This is a genomic window from Pseudoalteromonas sp. NZS100_1 (assembly GCF_015864285.1).
Classification (GTDB): Bacteria; Pseudomonadota; Gammaproteobacteria; order Enterobacterales; family Alteromonadaceae; genus Pseudoalteromonas; species Pseudoalteromonas arctica.
The window spans coordinates 1-18920 of sequence record NZ_JADYXN010000047.1 but is presented as its reverse complement, the minus strand read 5'-3'; the positions used below and the strand labels follow the sequence as shown (position 1 = coordinate 18920).

Below are 18920 nucleotides of genomic sequence, written 5' to 3'. Positions count from 1 at the left end.
ATCGTTGCAAGGTTGAATAACCGATGCCTAAATCAAGCGCAATATCTTCTAGGCGAACATCATCACATTGAGATAATACTTTTTCAACAGCGTGAACTTTAAATTCTGGTGTAAATCGACGTCTCATTTTATCTGCTTCTATTAAAAGTTAGAGGCGACAACTATCCTGACACAGGGGGAGAAGCATCGCTTCTGTTTACTTAATTTCTTTGCTAACAAAACAACTTAAAGATCTATTTCACAAAGAGAAGTGAAAGAGGAGTAAATGAGAAAACACAAGCGATGGTTTATTAGCGGAGCTTTTTCAATTTAGCTTTATTGTTACCTCTAAAAGCGCAGCGTCTTTTAACCTCTTTGTGAACAAATCGCTTATTATGGGCGTGAAGAAACTTTAATAATTATTCAAAGTATGTAAACAAAAAAGCCCCGCTATTTATTAAATAGCGGGGCTTTTAAATAAGTGTTAGTTATTAATCAACACTCAATGTTTTAGTCATTGCAGAACTTGCACGACCAGCAGGTTTGATAGAACCCGCACGTAAACCACTATCTGGCACTAGTTCACGTTTATCGTGAGCCATTGCTACAGATGTGTGTTTTACTTCGCTATCAGCTACAGGAGTAGGCTGTGCCATTGGCGCACTTGCAGACCCTTGAGTAACCGCTGTTTTAACATGCGGTGCTGATTTTTCAGTTTTCACTTTTGCTTCAACTTTAGCTGGCTCTTCAGTTACTACTGGAGTTTCAACTTTAGCTGGTTCTTCAGTTACTACTGGAGTTTCAACTTTAGCTGGTTCTTCAGTTACTACTGGCGCTTCAACTTTAGCTGGCTCTTCAGTCACTACTGGAGTTTCAACTTTAGTTGGCTCTTCAGTTACTACTGGCGTTTCAACTTTAGCTGGCTCTTCAGTTGCTACTGGAGCTTCAACTTTAGCTGGCTCTTCAGTTACTACAGGAGTTTCAACTTTAGCTGGCTCTTCAGTTGCTACTGGAGTTTCAACTTTAGCTGGCTCTTCAGTTACTACAGGCGTTTCAACTTTAGCTGGCTCTTCTACAGCTTCAACTTTTGCTAAGTCTTCAACTGCAACGGCTTGTTCAACTTGTTGCGCTGCATCCACAGGTGTTTCTTCAGATTTAGCTTTAAGCTCTGCTTCATATTCTGCAGCAGCTTGATCAGCAACTGGAACAAATGCAGGGGCTTCGTCAGATTTAACTTCTGCTTCACCTTCAGGACGTCGACGACGTTGACCTGATGCACGAAGATGACGAGGAGAACGGCGTGAGCGTGTACGTGTTTGCTCTTGCTCATCTTCTGTAGTTGCTGTTTCATCGTTAGAATCAACAGTTTCAACGTCAACTTTTTCCTCTTTAATATGCGCTGTTTTTTCTGCCGGAGCTTGCGTTTGCTTTTCTACAACAGGTGCTTGCTCTTGAACTTGTGGAGTATCAATAACTACAGCTTGTTCAGGTGTTTGCTCTGTTGAGTTAGCTTGCTCAGCGTTTTCATCTTGCAGACGTACTTTTTTACGTATGTTACGACGTTGACGGCGAACTTTAGGCTTTTGCTCTTTAGGCTCTACAGCTTGAGCTGGCTTAGAATCAGTTTCTACTTCTACTTCTGCTTTTACAGGGGCTTCAGTTTTAACTTGATCTTTTTCTTCGCTTTTATGCTCTGGGCGCTTACGAGAGTTAGGGTTACGACGACGCTTATTGCGGTTCTCGTTTCTCTCTTGAGTCTCGGTACTTGTTGCTGCTGGTGAGTCTGTTTTAACTTCCTCTTCAGCTGCAGGGCGCTCATTGCGTGGTTTATTAGTGCGCGGGTTATTATTACGACGACGTTGGTTGTTATTACGACGACGATTATCGTTACCACGGCGAGCGTTATTACGCGCTTCTTGCTGCTCTTTTTCTACAGCTTCTTTTTTCTCTTCTACTGTTTCGCTTGCAAATAATGATTTAAACCATTTAGTGATTGCTTCAAACAAGCCACCTTCAGTTTTAGTCTCTGTTACTACAGGCTGAGCTACTGGTGCAGGCGCTGCTTGTGGAGCCGGTGTAGAAGGCATTACAACACCTTTTAGCATTGGCTCTTCACGTACTGGTGCACTTGGTGATTTTGACATCTCAAATGCTTCAGGTTCAGGCGCAACAACTTGTCCGTAACTTACCGTTTCAAGTGTTTCGTCTTTACGTAAACGCATAACTTCGTAATGTGGTGTTTCCATATGTTGATTAGGAATAATCACTACGTCACATTTGTGATGCTTTTCAATGCGATGAACACTACGACGTTGCTCATTTAATAAATAAGCAGCAACGGCAACAGGCACTTGTGCATTTACTTGTGCTGTGTTGTCTTTAATTGCTTCTTCTTCAATTAAACGAAGAATAGAAAGTGCGATAGATTCGTTTGAACGAATAGTACCTTGTCCACTACAACGTGGGCATGGGCCTTGGCTTGCTTCACCTAATGAAGGACGCAGGCGCTGACGCGACATTTCAAGTAAACCAAAGCGTGAAATTTTACCAATTTGAACACGCGCACGATCTGGACGAGCAGCATCTTTTAAACGATTTTCTACTTCACGTTGATGACGTGGAGGCGTCATATCGATAAAGTCGATAACAATTAAACCACCTAAGTCACGAAGACGTAATTGACGTGCAATCTCATCAGCTGCTTCTAAGTTAGTATTAAGTGCTGTTTCTTCAATATCGCCGCCTTTAGTTGCCTTAGACGAGTTGATATCGATAGATGTAAGTGCTTCAGTTGGGTCAATTACAATTGAACCACCAGAAGGCAGACGTACTTCACGCTGGAACGCAGACTCAATTTGGCTTTCAATTTGGTAATGCGTAAATAAAGGAGTGTCGCCTTGATAAAGCTTAACACGGCTCATAAAGTCAGGACGAAAACGCTCAATGTGCGCTTTAGCTTCTTCAAAAACACGTGGTTTATCAATTAAAATTTCGCCAATATCACGACGTAAATAATCGCGTATCGCACGGAATATCACATTGCTTTCTTGGTGTATTAAAAATGGCGCTTTAGCACTATCGGCTGCTTGTCTAATTGCTTCCCAATGTACTAATAATGCTTTTAAATCGTAGTTTAATTCTTCAAACGATTTACCAACACCGGCAGTACGAACAATTAAGCCCATACCTTTAGGAAGTTCTAAACGACCCAATGCTTCTTTAAGTTCAGTACGTTCATCACCTTCAATGCGACGAGAAATACCGCCAGCACGTGGGTTGTTAGGCATAAGCACTAAGTAGCTACCAGCAACACTGATAAAAGTAGTTAACGCAGCGCCTTTTTGGCCACGCTCTTCTTTATCAACTTGTACTATAACTTCTTGACCTTCTTTGATCACGTCGCGAATATTAGGGCGACCATGAAAAGTGTAACCTGCAGGGAAGTAAGTACGGGCAATTTCTTTTAAAGGAAGGAAACCATGGCGGTCAGCACCGTAATCAACAAATGCTGCTTCAAGAGATGGTTCAATGCGAGTGATTTTGCCTTTATAAATATTGGCTTTTTTCTGTTCGTGACCTGGGCTTTCGATATCTAAATCATAAAGGCGCTGGCCATCAACCAGTGCTACGCGCATTTCTTCTTGCTGCGTTGCATTGATTAGCATACGTTTCATATTGTTACTCTACTTATTTATGTCGCTGACATGACGATGTTTTTCTCGCCTGTTCAGTTGTCCCTATTTTTAGAATGTGCAGCCTCACGACTGGGTCTTTAACGGAACGGCTCTGTATCTCGTATGCAGTATTTTAAATGCTGGCAAACAATAGCAATTGTTATCGCTATTAAATTCTTAATGGTGCTAAAACTGTCGGCTTTTCAGCTACGTTTACAAGTTTTACCCAGAAGTCGGCCTGTCATATTAATCTTACTAAATATCATTCATATTAGGCGCGTAGGGCTCATTAAGTTGGTGAGCAATACATACTGATGTATCGCTAATATCCGTTTTAAGAGCAAAAATCGCTGCCGATGTTAATGAACGCTTATTTATTAGATTTTTTTAGTTCTAAATAAGCTGCTGTACGGTACTACAATAATTGAGCTAGTGCTGAACGACGTTTTTTACGTCGTCACTATCAGACAAATTATCTGTTCATTGCTTTCTCTAGCACGTTAAAAATCGTTTCATGTTCAAACTTAACCAGCAATATATTACGCGCATTGCCGTTAATTGATCGCACGTGTTAACTGAGGAGGCATAAAAGCTTTGGAAAACTTAACTCGGATCTGTATGATCGGCTACCCAGAATGTGCATCACGAATGTTTTAATGTGTTAAAAAGCACCGTTGTTATTTGCAAATACTAAATATTTGCGCTGCTGATTATCCCACTATTATTACAGTGTTAGCAACTAAATTATTTTACTTAAATTAGTGATTAGGCAATGTCAGAAAAAAACGACTTACAAGTAACTTATGTCACGATCAACGAAGACCATTTAGGTCAGCGTATTGATAACTTTCTTATTACCCATTTAAAAGGGGTGCCTAAAAGCGCTATTTATAAACTTTTGCGCAAAGGTGAGGTACGCGTTAATAAAAAGCGTATTAAGCCTGTATATAAACTACAGCTTGAAGATGTACTTCGTATTGCACCTATCAGAGTTGCTGAGCGTGAAGAATTTGTTCCATCAAAATTAGACAAAGTAACGCGCCTTGAAAACGATATCTTATTTGAAGATAAATACCTCATCGTTATCAATAAGCCATCAGGTATGGCTGTTCATGGCGGCAGTGGCTTAAGTTATGGTTTAATTGAAGCTTTGCGAGCACTTCGCCCAGAGGAACGTAGCCTTGAGCTAGTTCACAGGCTTGACCGTGATACATCGGGTTGTTTACTTATAGCGAAGCGTCGTTCGGTGTTAACCGCATTGCATGAACAACTTCGTGAAAAAACAATGGAAAAAAATTACTGGGCGCTTGTAGAAGGGCAGTGGGACTCTAAAACTAAAAACGTAACCGAAGGGCTGCGTAAAAACACTCTTAAATCGGGTGAGCGCGTAGTACGCGTAGATAACACTGAGGGTAAACCTTCACATACTCGCTTTAAAGTATTAGAGCGTTTTAATGACTGCTCATTGGTACAAGCATCACCTGTTACAGGGCGTACACATCAAATACGTGTGCATACGCAATGTAAAGGTCACCCAATAGCGTGCGACGATAAATATGGCGATCAGGGTTTTGACGATTCTATGCGTAAAGTTGGGTTAAACCGATTGTTTTTACACGCACATGATTTAAGTTTTTATCACCCTAAAAACGAAACAACTATGCGTATTGAAGCACCGCTAGATAAAACGCTTAAAAATACATTACTAAAATTACGAGATGCAAAACTGTGATAAAAGTGACTCCAATTAAAAAATATAAGCTCGTCATTTTTGATTGGGACGGCACCATTATGGATTCAGTCACTAAAATAGTTAACTGTATTCGTAGTAGTGCTGAGTCACTTAATTTAGTGTCGCCTAGTGACGAAGCCATTAAAAATATTATTGGTATGTCGCTTGAAAAAGCAATTGACGTTTTATTTCCAGATAATGTAGCGCAGCACCAAGCGTTAATTTCAGGTTATAAATATCAATACAGTGTGGATACTACTCCCACGCCTGTATTTGCTAATGTTGTCAGCGTTTTAAATGCCTTAAAAGAGCAGGGCATTGTTTTAGCGGTTGCAACAGGTAAAGGTAGGGGTGGGTTAGATCGTTTGCTTGAACAAAGTCAATTGCGCCATTTTTTTAGTGCAACACGTACAAGCGATGACGCGCAATCAAAGCCCTCTCCAGATATGTTGTATCAATTACTTGAAGAACTTGGCATAAGTGCTCAAGACGCTGTAATGATTGGCGACACTCAAATAGACATGACAATGGCAAAAGCTGCTGGCATGGATAGAATTGGCGTAACAATGGGTGTACACAACGCACAGCAGCTAAATAAGCTTAGCCCTATTGCAACTGCAGATAATTATCTGCATCTGCAACAGATTTTGCTTGGCTAATTTATTTAACTAGAACTTGTCCTGAGCAGTAAGCACGTCAATACCAAACTCAGCCAGTAATTGGCTGAGTTTAATTAATGGTAATCCTATTAAACTATTAGGATCGTCACCCGTTAGTTTTTCAAATAAACAAATACCCAACCCTTCGCTTTTAAAACTACCAGCACAGTTATAAGGCTGCTCTGCGTCGCAATAAGCACTAATTTGTGCATCACTAAGTATTTTAAAAGTAACATCAAAGGGTTCAACACTCGTTTTTTTAGTGCCAGTTACAATATCGTAAACACAAAGCCCTGTTAAAAATGTTACAGTATTGCCGCTAAATAAATTTAGTTGTTTTACGGCATTTTGTTTATTATGTGGTTTACCTAAAATTTGATTGTTAAACACAGCGACTTGGTCTGATCCAATAGCTAACCCTTTGTTAAAGTGTTTATTAGCCGCTGAGGCTTTTAATTCACTTAAACGCTTAACCAGTTCAGTAGGTGTTTCGGCTTCAAGTGCTGATTCGTCAACATCCGGTGAAAACGTATCAAATGGTAAATTAAATTTTTGTAATAAAGACTGCCTAAAAGGCGAGCTTGACGCTAAAATAAGTGGGTGCTTCACGGACTGTTTTCCTTCAATAATTCAGATTGAGTTAGGATAAATCAGATCCGAGAGTAAAACACGTTAAAAACCAAGTAAAAATGGTTTTTTACTTTGACTAACAAACTAACTATCTATATGATGCAGCCCCTATGCAAAAGGTGAAAATTCCCATCACTCTTCATCCAGGCAAAGCAGCGCAGCACCGTTTAAAGTATGACGGAATTGTACCGCTTGAAAAACTTACTCGTTTAGAGAAAGTTGTGCAGGAAGAAGTAGGTGAAATAGCGGTAAAAATACATTGCAAAAACGATGATCAAGGTTTCGCTGTGATTAGAGGCAATTTGTCCACACACGTTACTGTCATTTGTCAACGTTGTAATGGTGATTTAGGGTTGGATTTGGTTCAAGACTTTGCATATTCACCAGTAGGTGAAGATACAGAGTTAGATATTTTTCCAGAAGACTACGATGAAGTAGCGCTTGATGAAAATGGTGAAGTTAACGTTTTTAATTTAATTGAAGACGAACTAATTTTAGCAATTCCATTAGTAGCTACCCACAACGAAGCTTCATGCAGTTATTCAGCAAAGCCTGCCAGCTTTGGTGTATTAAAGGCGGAAGATGATAAACCTAATCCATTTGATATTTTGAAACAACTTAAGAAAGATTCTTAGGAGAAGACTATGGCTGTACAAAAAAGCAAAAAGTCTCGTGCAAGACGCGGCATGCGCCGTTCACACGATGCGATCAGTGGTCCAACTTTAACTGTAGATCAAACATCTGGTGAGACTCATCGTCGTCACCATGTGACTGCAGATGGTTACTACAAAGGCGTTCAAGTAATTTCTAAATAAGAGATTACTTATATGCTGAAAGATCTAACCATAGCGTTAGATATGATGGGGGGCGATTACGGCCCCCGTTCATCTATTCCTGCTGCCGTTTGTGCGGTAAATGCTCATGCCAATTTAACTCTCATTTTATGTGGCAATGAACACGTTATATCTAAAGAACTCGAATCCCTCGATTCTCTACCTCATCCTAGACTCATAATTCGTCACTGTAGTGAAATAGTCACTAATGCCTGTGAACCAGCAATTGCTGTGCGTTCAAAAAAAGATTCATCCATGCGTGTTGCCCTAGATTTAGTTAAATCGGGCGAGGCTCAAGCATGTGTTAGCTCAGGTAATACCGGCGCTCTATTTTTTATGGCTCACTATGTATTAAAAATGCTGCCAGGTGTTAAACGTGCCGCACTCATTTCATCTGTTCCTACAGAGCTTAAAAACCCAGTATATTTACTTGACTTAGGTGCTAATGTGCATTGTGATGCGCAAATGTTGTATCAGTTTGGCATTATGGGCTCTATTGTTGCTGGACAAGCACTTGGTTTGGATAATCCTCGCGTTAGTTTATTAAATATTGGCGCTGAGGACATTAAAGGCCACGACGACATTAAACAAGCTGCACAATTAATGCAGCAAAGCCCACATATAAATTATATTGGTTACAGCGAAGGAAGTGATATTTTTTCGGGTAAGGCTGATGTCATTGTATGCGAAGGGTTTGTTGGCAACGTAGCACTTAAAACATGTGAAGGCATTGCCAAGCTTATTATGAATAAGTTTACAACCGCACTCGAAAAGCACCTTTTATATAAATGTATGGCGTTTATATTGCGCCCAATAATAAAAAAACTCTATAAAAGGGTGAACCCCGACCAGTATAACGGTGCTTCTCTGGTAGGATTGCGCGGTATTGTCGTTAAAAGTCATGGAAATGCGTCAGCTAAAGCATTTCAAGCAGCAATTGATGAAGCGGTAAAAGAGGTTGAACGTCAACTTCCTGATAAAATAGCCGCTATTTTCGAAAAAACACATTCTAAAGACACGGCGGTTAATCAATAATTGATGTGCCGTGTATTTCATTATTTATTTGTTTAATTAAAAAGAGCAAAGTATGGCACAAAAAATTGCACTTCTATTCCCAGGTCAAGGCTCGCAAAGCGTTGGTATGTTAAAAGAACTACTAGAGAGTTCTGACATTGTTAAAGCAACATTTACAGAAGCGTCAAATGCACTGGGTTACGACTTAGCAGAGCTAGTTATTAATGGCCCAGAAGAAAAATTAAATCAAACCCACCGCACACAACCTGCATTACTAACTGCAAGTGTTGCTATTTACCGTGATTGGTTAGCAGCTAACCCTGATGCAGACGTTGTTATGGCGGGTCACAGCTTAGGTGAATACTCAGCGTTAGTATGTAGCGATGTATTAAGCTTGAGCGAAGCCGTAAAGCTTGTTGAAAACCGTGGTTTATACATGCAAGAAGCCGTGCCAGCAGGCGTAGGTTCGATGGCTGCTATTATTGGCTTAGGCGATGAAGAAATTAAAGCGGCGTGTGCTGCCTCAGCGCAAGGTGAGGTTGTGTCTCCAGTTAACTACAACTCTCCTGGTCAAGTTGTTATCGCAGGCCATAAAGCGGCAGTAGATAGAGCATCGCAAGCATGTAAAGATGCCGGTGCTAAACGTGCATTACCACTTTCTGTTAGCGTACCTTCACATTGTGAGTTAATGAAGCCAGCAGCTGACAAGCTAGCAGCAGACTTAGCCGCTTTAACATTTAATACACCTAAGTGTGATGTAATTAATAATGTTGATGTAAAAGCACAAGCGTCAGCAGATGCAATTAAAGATGCACTAGTACGCCAGCTTTATAGCCCAGTTCGCTGGACAGAAACAGTACAAGCCTTGGTTGCACAAGATGTAACACAAAGCTACGAATTTGGTCCTGGTAAAGTATTAACAGGGCTTGCGAAACGAATTGATAAAGCAATGGTTTGTGGTTCGGTAAACGACGCCGCTTCAATCGCTGCAGCTAAATAAGAGTATATAAAATGTCTAATTTATTTTCTTTAGAGGGCAAAGTTGTCCTAATTACTGGCGCCAGCCGTGGTATTGGTAAAGCAATTGCAAACACATTAGTTGCACAAGGCGCTAAAGTTGCAGGTACTGCAACAAGTGAGTCAGGTGCTGCTAAAATTAGTGAGTACCTAGGTGAAAACGGTAAAGGTTATGCATTAAACGTGACCGATCCTGCATCAATAGAAGCCACACTTGCTGCAATAAAAGCTGATTTAGGCGATATTGACGTACTTGTAAATAACGCAGGTATTACACGCGATAACTTATTAATGCGTATGAAAGAAACTGAGTGGGACGATATTATCGACACTAATTTAAGCTCAGTTTTCCGTTTATCTAAAGCTGTACTTCGCCCAATGATGAAGAAAAAGAAAGGCCGTATAATTAACATTGGCTCAGTAGTGGGCACTATGGGTAATGCAGGTCAGGCTAATTATGCAGCTGCTAAAGCGGGTGTAATTGGTTTTTCTAAATCACTTGCGCGCGAAGTTGCATCACGTGGTATTACCGTTAACGTAATTGCACCTGGTTTTATTCAAACAGATATGACTGATAATTTAACTGACGAGCAAAAAGCAGCAACGCTTGCTAATGTTCCAGCAGGGCGTTTAGGTCAACCAGACGAAATTGCTGCTGCAGTATGTTATTTAGCATCTGACGCGGCTGCGTATGTATCAGGCGAAACTTTGCATGTAAATGGCGCGATGTACATGGTTTAATCGCCATTGTACCTAGATTGCTACTTGATAAAGTTAAGTAAGTTACCTCAAAAACATTGAATTATTTGTGAACTTGCTTTAAACATACTTGAAATCGCTGCGAAAATAAGCGATAAAAGACAAAACACACACTCAGAGGTTTGACCAGACAATTATTTATGGTCAAATCATTGAATCAGAGAATTATGCGGCGTAAACTACGCCGCAATCTGAAAATAACGCATTGGCGTTTTTAATAAAGGAAAGAAGAATGAGCGATATCCAAGAACGCGTAAAGAAAATTATCATTGAACAACTAGGTGTTAAAGAAGAAGAAGTTAAAAATGAATCTTCTTTCGTAGATGACCTAGGTGCAGATTCTCTTGATACTGTTGAACTAGTAATGGCTCTTGAAGAAGAGTTTGATACTGAGATCCCAGATGAAGAAGCTGAGAAGATCACTACAGTACAAACTGCTATCGATTACGTTACAGCACACGCTGAGTAATTAATCGCACGTTAAAGGCAGCATCCGCTGCCTTTAATTTTTTATATCCAAACCACCTCAAAGTTCGTGATTCAAAACTTAAATCTCTATGCTCAATTTTAGCTAAAAATTAATTTTGATAGTGTTATGCGTTTTTAATCTATTTTGGGACTAGCACTTTGAGGTAGCTTGGGTATGATCATCCCCTTGTAAAATATCCCTTATTGGAGGCAAACCGTGGCTAAACGTCGAGTCGTCGTAACTGGCTTAGGAATGTTGACGCCGCTAGGTAATGATGTTCAATCAACCTGGCAAGGCTTATTAGATGGTAAAAGTGGCATTCAAACAATAACGCACTTTGATACATCAAAATTTGGTACTAAATTCGCTGGTTTAATAAATGATTTTGATGCAACTGCATACATGTCAGCGAAAGATACTAAAAAAATGGACTTGTTTATTCAGTACGGCATTGCAGCGGGTGTTCAAGCCTTTAAAGATTCAGGCCTTGAAATCACTGAGCAAAACGCAGCACGCATTGGTGTAGCTGTAGGTTCAGGTATTGGTGGGCTTACGTTAATTGAAGAAAACCACATTAAGCTATTAAATAGTGGTCCGCGCAAGTTATCGCCATTTTATGTGCCGTCTACCATTATTAATATGATCTCAGGTCATTTATCAATGATGCATGGACTTCGTGGTCCAAATATTTCAATTGTAACTGCCTGTACTACTGGTTTGCATAATATTGGCCATGCAGCTCGCATGATTGCCTACGGTGATGCAGATGCAATGGTTGCTGGCGGTGCAGAAAAAGCGTGTACCCCAATTGGTATGGGTGGCTTTAATGCTGCGCGTGCACTTTCAACACGTAACGACGATCCACAAGCGGCTTCTCGCCCTTGGGATAAAGACCGCGATGGCTTTGTGCTTTCTGACGGTGCGGGTGTTGTTGTAGTTGAAGAGTACGAACATGCTAAAGCACGTGGCGCTAAAATTTATGCTGAGCTAGTAGGCTTTGGTATGAGCGGCGACGCGTATCACATGACGTCACCACCAGAAGATGGTGCGGGTGCTGCACTTGCAATGCAAAACGCACTAAACGATGCGCAAGTAAACGCTGAGCAAATTGGTTACATTAACGCACACGGTACATCTACAAATGCAGGCGATAAAGCAGAAACTGCCGCTGTTAAGTCTATTTTTGGTAATGCAGCTAAAGATGTAATGGTAGGCTCGTCTAAATCGATGATGGGTCACTTGTTAGGTGCTGCAGGTTCAGTTGAATCGATTATTTCGATTTTATCACTGACAGATCAAAAAGTGTCGCCAACTATCAACCTTGATAACCCAGACGAAGGGTGTGACTTAGATTATATTGCTCACACTGCACGTGATGCAAAGTTAGACTTTGCACTGTGTAACTCGTTCGGTTTTGGTGGTACTAATGGCTCGTTGCTATTTAAAAAGGTATAATCTTTTTTAACAACGAATCAAATTATAAGAGCTCAGTTGTTTAACTGGGCTTTTTTTATATGCCAAACAAAATGCAAACAATAATAGCAGTAGATCAAAACAGCACTTTAAGCACGCGTGACAGGGGCTTAAATTACGGTGATGGCTTTTTTACAACCGCTAAGGTTGTTGATGGGCAAGTACAGTATTGGGCTCATCATAAAGCGCGTTTGATTGAATGCGCACAGCGCTTGGGTTTTCCTGAGTTAGACTTTAATAGCCTTGAAAATCAAATTGCTTTGCATATAAACGCTGCACCACTAAACGTGCTTAAAATACTTGTAACGCGAGGCGAAGGCGGACGTGGTTATGGGCTGCCAAGTGAGTGTAATGTCACTATTTTATTGAGTGTATTAGATTACCCTAGTAATTACGAAGCGCTTACTAAAAAGGGTGTAAATCTCGAAATAAGCCCGATTAAATTAGCGGCACAGCCATATTTAGCGGGCCTTAAAACATTAAACCGGCTTGAACAAGTGCTAGTTAAAAAAGCGATGCAAACGCAAAACTGTGACGATGTGTTAGTGCTTGATTACAATAACAATGTAATTGAAGCTTCAGCCGCTAATATTTTTGCGATTAAAAATAAGTGTGTGTTTACGCCATTGCTTGATGAGTGCGGAATAAAGGGCGTTTATCTACAATCGTTATGTGATAAATTGCCTGTTGAATTTAAACGCGTGAAAGTAGAAGATTTAACCCAAGCAGACGCTGTATTTTTGTGTAATAGCTTAATGGGAGCAGTACCTGTTAAACGTATTGAGCAACAGGTATTTAATACAGACGACAGCTACGCATTACTAACTAGATTATTAGCCAAGGAGGCTGAGTGTTAAAAGTTATTTTATCGGTACTTTTTTTAGCTGTTATAACCACTGCTATTGGTTACCAGCAATTACAAGCAACAATAAATAGCCCGCTAAAAGTAGCGCAAAACACACAATTTGAAGTTAAGCATGGCACTGGCTTTAATAAGTTATGTCAGCAGTGGCAAGCTAACAACTGGGTAGAGAGTTGCTGGCGTTATCAAGTAATTGCCAAATTAGATCCCACACTTACCGATTTAAAAGCGGGCCTTTACGAGCTAACAGATGATAGCGTTATCAACAACGTAAAAAAAATTAATCAAGGCCAGCAAATCAACTTTAGTTTTACCATAATTGAAGGGCAAAACTTACGTGAAGTACTAAGTGCTATTAAAAAAGCCGATAATTTACAAAACGATTTAAAAAGTGATGAACTAAGTACACAAATACTGGGTAATAATACGCACTTAGAAGGCTGGTTATTCCCCGACACTTACCACTATCATAATAACGATACTGCAAGCAGTGTATTAAAACGTGCAGCACAAAAAATGCAGCAAACGTTAGACGATGCTTGGCAGCAGCGCGCAGCTGAGCTCCCTTACAAAACAGCATACGAAGCACTTATAATGGCCTCAATTATTGAAAAAGAAACAGGCCTTGCCAGCGAGCGTCCGTTAATTGCATCAGCGTTTGTTAATCGATTAAACACCAATATGCGCTTACAGACCGATCCAACCGTAATATACGGATTAGGCGCTGATTTTGATGGCGATATTAAACGCAAAGATTTACGCGATTATACGCCTTACAATACGTATCGTATTAATGGTTTACCACCAACACCGATTGCAATGCCATCAAAAGCCGCTATTTTAGCTGCAGTTAATCCGCCACAAAGTGAATACGTTTACTTTGTATCAAAAGGCGATGGTAGCCACCAGTTTTCAACCACGTTAAAGCAGCATAACGCGGCAGTTAAAACGTATATATTAAATAAAAAGAATTAATTTTTATGAAATCAAAATTTATAGTAATAGAAGGGCTAGAAGGCGCGGGTAAATCAACCGCTATTTCGTTATGCCAAGACTTTTTAAACAAACAAAAAATAGACTTCATTAACGTCCGCGAACCTGGCGGCACACCGCTTGCTGAATCGCTTCGTACGCTTGTAAAAGCAGAGCACGAAGAAGAAATTGCCTTTGAAACCGAGTTGCTTATTATGTACGCAGCACGTTCGCAATTAATGCACAATGTTATTACCCCAGCGCTTGATAAAGGCCAATGGGTACTTGCCGATCGTCATGACTTATCGTCTCAGGCGTATCAAGGTGGTGGGCGTGGTATTAGCTCAAATACATTAGCTTCACTTTCGTCAATGGTATTAAAGGGCTTAAAGCCTGATTTAACTATTTACCTTGATATTGATCCAGTGATAGGCCTTGAACGTGCAAAAGGACGTGGTGAGCTTGACCGTATTGAACAAGAAGCCATTGAGTTTTTTCAGCGTACACGTATGCGTTATGTTGAACTTGCTAATGACGACAACACAATTAAAACGGTTGATGCAAACCAAAGTATTGATAAAGTACATCGCGATATAACCAATGTACTGCATTCATTTTTTGAAGGCCTAAAATAATATGCCATTGCCGTGGCTACATGATACCCAAGCACGTTTAGCGCAAAGTTATCGCGCAGAGCGTTTTCATCATGCGCAATTATTTTGTGGGCCTGTTGGCGTAGGTAAATTTGAGTTAAGTGATGAGCTTGGTAATGCTTTGTTATGCCAAAATATAGCTAAGCAGGTAGCTGCGCAAAACAGTATGCTAAAACCTTGCGGGCATTGTAAAAGCTGTTTACTTACTCTTGCGGGTACTCATCCCGACAAGCGTTTAACGCAAGTTGATGGGCAAAGCATAGGCGTAGATGATATACGCGGCATTAGTGATTTTATGAATCACTCAGCAGCGCAAAATGGTAATAAAGTAGCGATAATCGAAAATTGCGAAAAAATGACTACTGCAGCAGCTAACGCATTATTAAAAACACTTGAAGAGCCAACTAATAGCCGCTTTTTAATATTAACTACAAGTCAACCAGCACAGCTCCCTGCAACTATTTTAAGTCGATGCGCTAAAAGCGATGTAAAAATAACAAATACAGCACTTGCTCAGCAATGGCTAGAGACATTAGATATACCCAACTATAGTTGGTTAGCACTTTTTTATAACCAACCGCTGCAAGTAAAGCATTGGCAACAGCAAGACCAACTAAAAAATATTGATACACTGTATAAGTTTGCAACTGAGTTTAAACAAAGCCATAATTTCAAAGTGTTAGTCGATATAATAAATAAACAGCCTGAACTTGTTCGTATATTTACTTTGTTTTTAAGTGTGCAACTAAAGCAGCAATTACTGCAAGGTATGAGTTTTGACGCTTATAAAAGTGCTCAAAATGCATTAGGCGAGTTTTTACAAAATAACACACAAGTACTTGGCCTTAATTTATCGCTTGCTGTATCGCGATTAGCATACACATTGCGAAATTCTTAAAAGGATTAATCATGCAAGAACTACTAGTAGACATAGACGATTTAGACGAGTTATACCGTTGTTATATGCCTTACTTAAAAAAAGGTGGCTTATTTGTACGTACTAATATGCGTTACGAAGCAGGGCATTCATTAGCACTTAGAGTTACCTTGCCCGATGCCTTAGAAGATGATGTAGTAACAGGTAAAGTGTCGTGGATCACGCCACAAGGGGCACAAAGCTCTAACCCTCCAGGTATTGGTATTAGCTTTTTAGACGATAAAACAAACCTAAACGCTAAAATCGAAAAGCTACTTGGGACTATGTTAAACTCAGGCGATCAAACATATACCATGTAGTTATAGGGTCGGTTTTTCATTGAGATTAACGCCGCCCTATATTGGGTTCTTTTAATTATTAACATAATAAATTAAACGAACAAATTTAAACCCTGAACATAATACAGGCCTTATAGTGATTGTAGATTCTCATTGCCATTTAGATCGTCTTGATTTTGATAAACTAGACTTAAACCTTGACCAAGTTCTTGATAAAGCGCGTGCAAAGCAAATAGAGCACTTTTTATGTGTAAGCGTAACGCTTGATCAGTTTCCAAGCATGCTTGATAAAATTAAGCATTACGACGATGTCTCAGCCTCATGCGGTGTACATCCACTTGATCAAAAAGACGCCCTTAATAAACAGCAACTAATTGACTTAGCCTCACACGAAAAAGTCGTTGCTATTGGCGAAACGGGCCTTGATTACTACTATTCAAAAGATACTCACGCAGTGCAGCAAGCAAGCTTTGTTGGGCATATTGAAGTAGCTAACGAATTACAAAAACCGTTAATTATTCATACTCGTGATGCCCGCGCCGACACCATTAATTTAATGCGCGAGCACAAGGCCGAAAACTGCGGTGGTGTGCTACATTGCTTTACTGAAGACTGGGATATGGCTAAAAAAGCCATAGACATGGGCTTTTATATTTCTATTTCGGGCATTGTTACCTTTAAAAATGCTATTGAGCTAAAAGAAGTAGTAAAACAAATACCGCTAGATAGATTACTAATAGAAACCGACTCGCCTTATTTAGCACCAGTACCGTATCGTGGGCAAACAAACCAGCCAGCGTACGTAGAAGATGTTGCTTATTACATTAGCGAACTTAAAGGCATTAGCTTTAATGAACTGGCTAAAGCGACTACCGAGAACTTTTATTCTTTATTTAAATTAGCAGCTAAAGGCTAAATACATGATTACTCACACGGTAAACCTTCCTATTTTACTAATGGGGCCAATGGTGCGCCGTGCAGAGCAAACTGGAGTCTGTATTCAGTTTGCTACCTCCAGACCTGCAAATTGCCAAATTACACTTATAAATCATGAATGTTATAGCGATCAACACACTGTTTCTTTAGGGGAACATTTGTATCTGCATTTCGTCATTATAAAGCCAATAAATAACAAACTCCCTGTCGATAGCTTATTAAGCTATAAGCTTGTAATTGACGATACAGCAATGGATTTATCGCCTTGGTGCTATAGCAATCAAACAACGCCTGCATTTGTAATTCCTAATGAACTGAGTGATATTTTGCATGGCTCGTGCCGTAATGCACATCATCCAGCAAAAGACAGCTTAGTGTCTGCAAGTCACTGGCAAAATACTCAGCGCGCTAATAATAATCAAGGCGCACAATTGTTATTACTGAGCGGTGATCAGGTTTATGCCGATGACGTAGCAGGGCCCATGTTATTAGCTGTTCATCAGTTAATTAAAGCCTTAGGTATTTATAAAGAGCAACCACTTGCCATTGAGCTACCCGCCGACATAAATGAGCAACTTTATAATCGCCATTTGTTTTTACCAAAAACGCCTTGGCAAAAACGCTCAAAGTTAGGTGTGGGTTACTGGCTAAAAAAAGACGAACCTCATTTCTCAAGTGTAAAAGCGTATAACCACCTCATCCACTTTGAAGAATATATAGCACTTTATTTATTAAATTTTAGTGCTGCTGCTTGGCAATGCGTTGATATACAAAACACAACATATTCAGGTCAAAGCGAGCAAAAAAAAACTATTTTTGACGCTGAAAAAACAGCACTGATTGATTATGCAAAAGGCTTAAGTGAAGTAGAGCGGTTGTTTGCCAATGTATCGACGCTAATGATGTTTGACGATCACGATGTAACCGATGATTGGAACCTCACCGCTGGGTGGGAGCAAGCTATAAATGAAAACCCAAGTAGTAAACGGATCATTAATAACGGTTTAATTAGTTATTGGCTTTTCCAAGGGATGGGGAACGATGCACTAAATAAAACAGGCGAGCTACTTACACCTTTCAAGCAAAGCCGTACTGCTAATAATTTATGGCAGTTTAAAGCATTTGATAAACCACTAAACGATTTTAGTTTTTGGCATTACGAGTTAACGACAATACCCAAAGTAGTGGTGCTAGATACGCGTACGCACCGCTGGCGAAATGAGCAAAACTTTAACGAGCCGTCAGGTCTACTTGATTGGGAACGTCTCACTGAGCTTGAGGAAAGCCTATTAAGCCACGACCAAGTTATTATTGTATCGCCAGCTCCCGTGTTTGGTGTTAAATCAATAGAAGCCATTGAAGCCATGTTTAACATATGTGGCCAACCACTCATGGTTGACGTAGAAAACTGGATGGCGCACGAAGGCTCAGCCAAAAAGCTACTCGATACATTTAGACGAACCGACACCCCAAACGAAACCCTTATTTTATCTGGTGATGTACATTACTCATTTTGCTTTTCAGTGCAAAAGCGTTTTGGCGATCACCCTAATCGAATTTGGCAACTTACCGCCAGCGGTATTAAAAACGAGTTCCCGCGTAAATTAATAAACATACTCGATAAACTAGATTCAATTTTATACGGCCCAAAAAGTCCTTTAAACTTTTTTACCAAACGCTGGCACATGGAAGTAGATAAACACCAAACTATAGGTGAAGGGCAAAAATACTTAGTAAGCGACTCAGCTATTAGTTTAATAACACTAGAGCAAGGAAATTTAGCCCGCTACCAACTCATACATGGTGAAGGGCATTTAACCGAGTTTGATTTAGAAGAACAGTAATTCTTAATCAATAATTAAATAAATTAAAGGCCTATTTGCACAAAGAGAAGCGAAAGAGGAGTAAATGAGAAGACACAATGCCAATCAGAATACAGTTTCGGTGTTCATTCCCTTCTCTAAAACGGAGTTTTTCAAGTTAGTTGTCGCATCAAATTAAATTTTATGCCGCCCGCATTGCTTCTTTTTTCTCTGGATTTAA

The 18920-nt window shown here is 40.0% G+C and carries 18 protein-coding genes; 16 read left to right on the top strand and 2 right to left on the bottom strand.

All coding sequences use genetic code 11. From position 1 onward, the window contains the following. Positions 1-470 precede the first annotated feature (470 nt). A complete protein-coding gene (rne, locus tag I6F66_RS19700; protein ID WP_197209617.1) occupies positions 471-3653 on the bottom strand; it encodes a ribonuclease E in 3183 nt (1060 codons plus the stop codon). A gap of 772 nt (positions 3654-4425) precedes the next feature. Between rne and rluC the strand changes: the two genes are divergently transcribed. Continuing rightward, on the top strand, positions 4426-5385 hold the full coding sequence (gene rluC, locus I6F66_RS19695; RefSeq protein WP_010554171.1) for a 23S rRNA pseudouridine(955/2504/2580) synthase RluC: 960 nt from the start codon (positions 4426-4428) through the stop codon (positions 5383-5385). Beyond that, positions 5382-6044: an HAD-IA family hydrolase gene (locus tag I6F66_RS19690; protein ID WP_197209616.1), complete on the top strand. Its 663-nt coding sequence runs from the start codon at positions 5382-5384 to the stop codon at positions 6042-6044. The genes rluC and I6F66_RS19690 overlap by 4 nt, the downstream gene beginning before the upstream one ends. Positions 6045-6053: 9 nt before the next feature. Here I6F66_RS19690 and I6F66_RS19685 read toward each other — a convergent pair whose 3' ends face one another. Further along, complete coding sequence (locus tag I6F66_RS19685; RefSeq protein ID WP_024593395.1) at positions 6054-6653, bottom strand: nucleoside triphosphate pyrophosphatase; 600 nt, start codon at positions 6651-6653, stop codon at positions 6054-6056. Between the two features lie 131 nt (positions 6654-6784). On the opposite strand from I6F66_RS19685, the gene yceD reads away from it, so the two are divergent. The 14 genes from yceD to I6F66_RS19615 all read left to right on the top strand — a co-directional run bounded on the left by yceD (position 6785) and on the right by I6F66_RS19615 (position 18721). Next, positions 6785-7309, top strand: coding sequence for a 23S rRNA accumulation protein YceD (gene yceD, locus I6F66_RS19680; protein WP_007585727.1), 525 nt, complete (start codon positions 6785-6787; stop codon positions 7307-7309). 9 nt (positions 7310-7318) lie between these two features. Continuing rightward, positions 7319-7489 carry a 50S ribosomal protein L32 gene (rpmF, locus tag I6F66_RS19675; protein WP_002962381.1) on the top strand — a complete coding sequence of 57 codons (171 nt, stop codon included), beginning with the start codon at positions 7319-7321 and terminating at the stop codon, positions 7487-7489. Between the two features lie 12 nt (positions 7490-7501). Next, on the top strand, positions 7502-8542 hold the full coding sequence (plsX, locus tag I6F66_RS19670; RefSeq protein WP_007585728.1) for a phosphate acyltransferase PlsX: 1041 nt from the start codon (positions 7502-7504) through the stop codon (positions 8540-8542). Between the two features lie 52 nt (positions 8543-8594). Further along, the gene (gene fabD / locus I6F66_RS19665; protein ID WP_197209615.1) at positions 8595-9521 is read left to right on the top strand and encodes an ACP S-malonyltransferase; all 927 of its coding nucleotides are present in this window, start codon (positions 8595-8597) and stop codon (positions 9519-9521) included. An 11-nt stretch (positions 9522-9532) separates the two neighbouring features. Continuing rightward, positions 9533-10279, top strand: coding sequence for a 3-oxoacyl-ACP reductase FabG (fabG, locus tag I6F66_RS19660; RefSeq protein ID WP_165740127.1), 747 nt, complete (start codon positions 9533-9535; stop codon positions 10277-10279). A gap of 250 nt (positions 10280-10529) precedes the next feature. Further along, a complete protein-coding gene (gene acpP / locus I6F66_RS19655; RefSeq protein WP_002962377.1) occupies positions 10530-10766 on the top strand; it encodes an acyl carrier protein in 237 nt (78 codons plus the stop codon). Positions 10767-10982: 216 nt separating this feature from the next. Beyond that, entirely contained in the window at positions 10983-12221 is a 1239-nt protein-coding gene (gene fabF / locus I6F66_RS19650; RefSeq protein ID WP_007585731.1) for a beta-ketoacyl-ACP synthase II, read from the top strand. A gap of 59 nt (positions 12222-12280) precedes the next feature. Then, entirely contained in the window at positions 12281-13096 is an 816-nt protein-coding gene (pabC, locus tag I6F66_RS19645) for an aminodeoxychorismate lyase (RefSeq protein WP_197139469.1), read from the top strand. Next, positions 13090-14076, top strand: a complete 987-nt coding sequence (gene mltG / locus I6F66_RS19640) for an endolytic transglycosylase MltG (protein WP_197139470.1) — start codon at positions 13090-13092, stop codon at positions 14074-14076. Before pabC ends, mltG begins: the two co-directional genes overlap by 7 nt. Positions 14077-14081: 5 nt before the next feature. Further along, entirely contained in the window at positions 14082-14708 is a 627-nt protein-coding gene (tmk, locus tag I6F66_RS19635) for a dTMP kinase (RefSeq protein WP_007585737.1), read from the top strand. 1 nt (position 14709) lies between these two features. Then, positions 14710-15624, top strand: coding sequence for a DNA polymerase III subunit (locus I6F66_RS19630; RefSeq protein WP_197175591.1), 915 nt, complete (start codon positions 14710-14712; stop codon positions 15622-15624). Positions 15625-15635: 11 nt separating this feature from the next. Then, positions 15636-15962, top strand: coding sequence for a PilZ domain-containing protein (locus I6F66_RS19625; RefSeq protein ID WP_002962367.1), 327 nt, complete (start codon positions 15636-15638; stop codon positions 15960-15962). Between the two features lie 115 nt (positions 15963-16077). Continuing rightward, complete coding sequence (locus tag I6F66_RS19620) at positions 16078-16857, top strand: TatD family hydrolase (protein WP_007585741.1); 780 nt, start codon at positions 16078-16080, stop codon at positions 16855-16857. 4 nt (positions 16858-16861) lie between these two features. Continuing rightward, positions 16862-18721 carry an alkaline phosphatase D family protein gene (locus I6F66_RS19615; RefSeq protein WP_197209614.1) on the top strand — a complete coding sequence of 620 codons (1860 nt, stop codon included), beginning with the start codon at positions 16862-16864 and terminating at the stop codon, positions 18719-18721. Positions 18722-18920 lie beyond the last annotated feature (199 nt).

Bases quoted from the DNA above. Each gene is read 5' to 3' on its own strand.
- pabC (WP_197139469.1), top strand. From the start codon at position 12,281: ATGCCAAACAAAATGCAAACAATAATAGCAGTAGATCAAAACAGCACT.
- I6F66_RS19625 (WP_002962367.1), top strand. From the start codon at position 15,636: ATGCAAGAACTACTAGTAGACATAGACGATTTAGACGAGTTATACCGT.
- acpP (WP_002962377.1), top strand. From the start codon at position 10,530: ATGAGCGATATCCAAGAACGCGTAAAGAAAATTATCATTGAACAACTA.
- I6F66_RS19630 (WP_197175591.1), top strand. From the start codon at position 14,710: ATGCCATTGCCGTGGCTACATGATACCCAAGCACGTTTAGCGCAAAGT.
- yceD (WP_007585727.1), top strand. From the start codon at position 6,785: ATGCAAAAGGTGAAAATTCCCATCACTCTTCATCCAGGCAAAGCAGCG.
- rluC (WP_010554171.1), top strand. From the start codon at position 4,426: ATGTCAGAAAAAAACGACTTACAAGTAACTTATGTCACGATCAACGAA.
- rpmF (WP_002962381.1), top strand. From the start codon at position 7,319: ATGGCTGTACAAAAAAGCAAAAAGTCTCGTGCAAGACGCGGCATGCGC.
- rne (WP_197209617.1), bottom strand. From the start codon at position 3,653: ATGAAACGTATGCTAATCAATGCAACGCAGCAAGAAGAAATGCGCGTA.
- I6F66_RS19615 (WP_197209614.1), top strand. From the start codon at position 16,862: ATGATTACTCACACGGTAAACCTTCCTATTTTACTAATGGGGCCAATG.
- tmk (WP_007585737.1), top strand. From the start codon at position 14,082: ATGAAATCAAAATTTATAGTAATAGAAGGGCTAGAAGGCGCGGGTAAA.
- plsX (WP_007585728.1), top strand. From the start codon at position 7,502: ATGCTGAAAGATCTAACCATAGCGTTAGATATGATGGGGGGCGATTAC.
- fabD (WP_197209615.1), top strand. From the start codon at position 8,595: ATGGCACAAAAAATTGCACTTCTATTCCCAGGTCAAGGCTCGCAAAGC.
- fabG (WP_165740127.1), top strand. From the start codon at position 9,533: ATGTCTAATTTATTTTCTTTAGAGGGCAAAGTTGTCCTAATTACTGGC.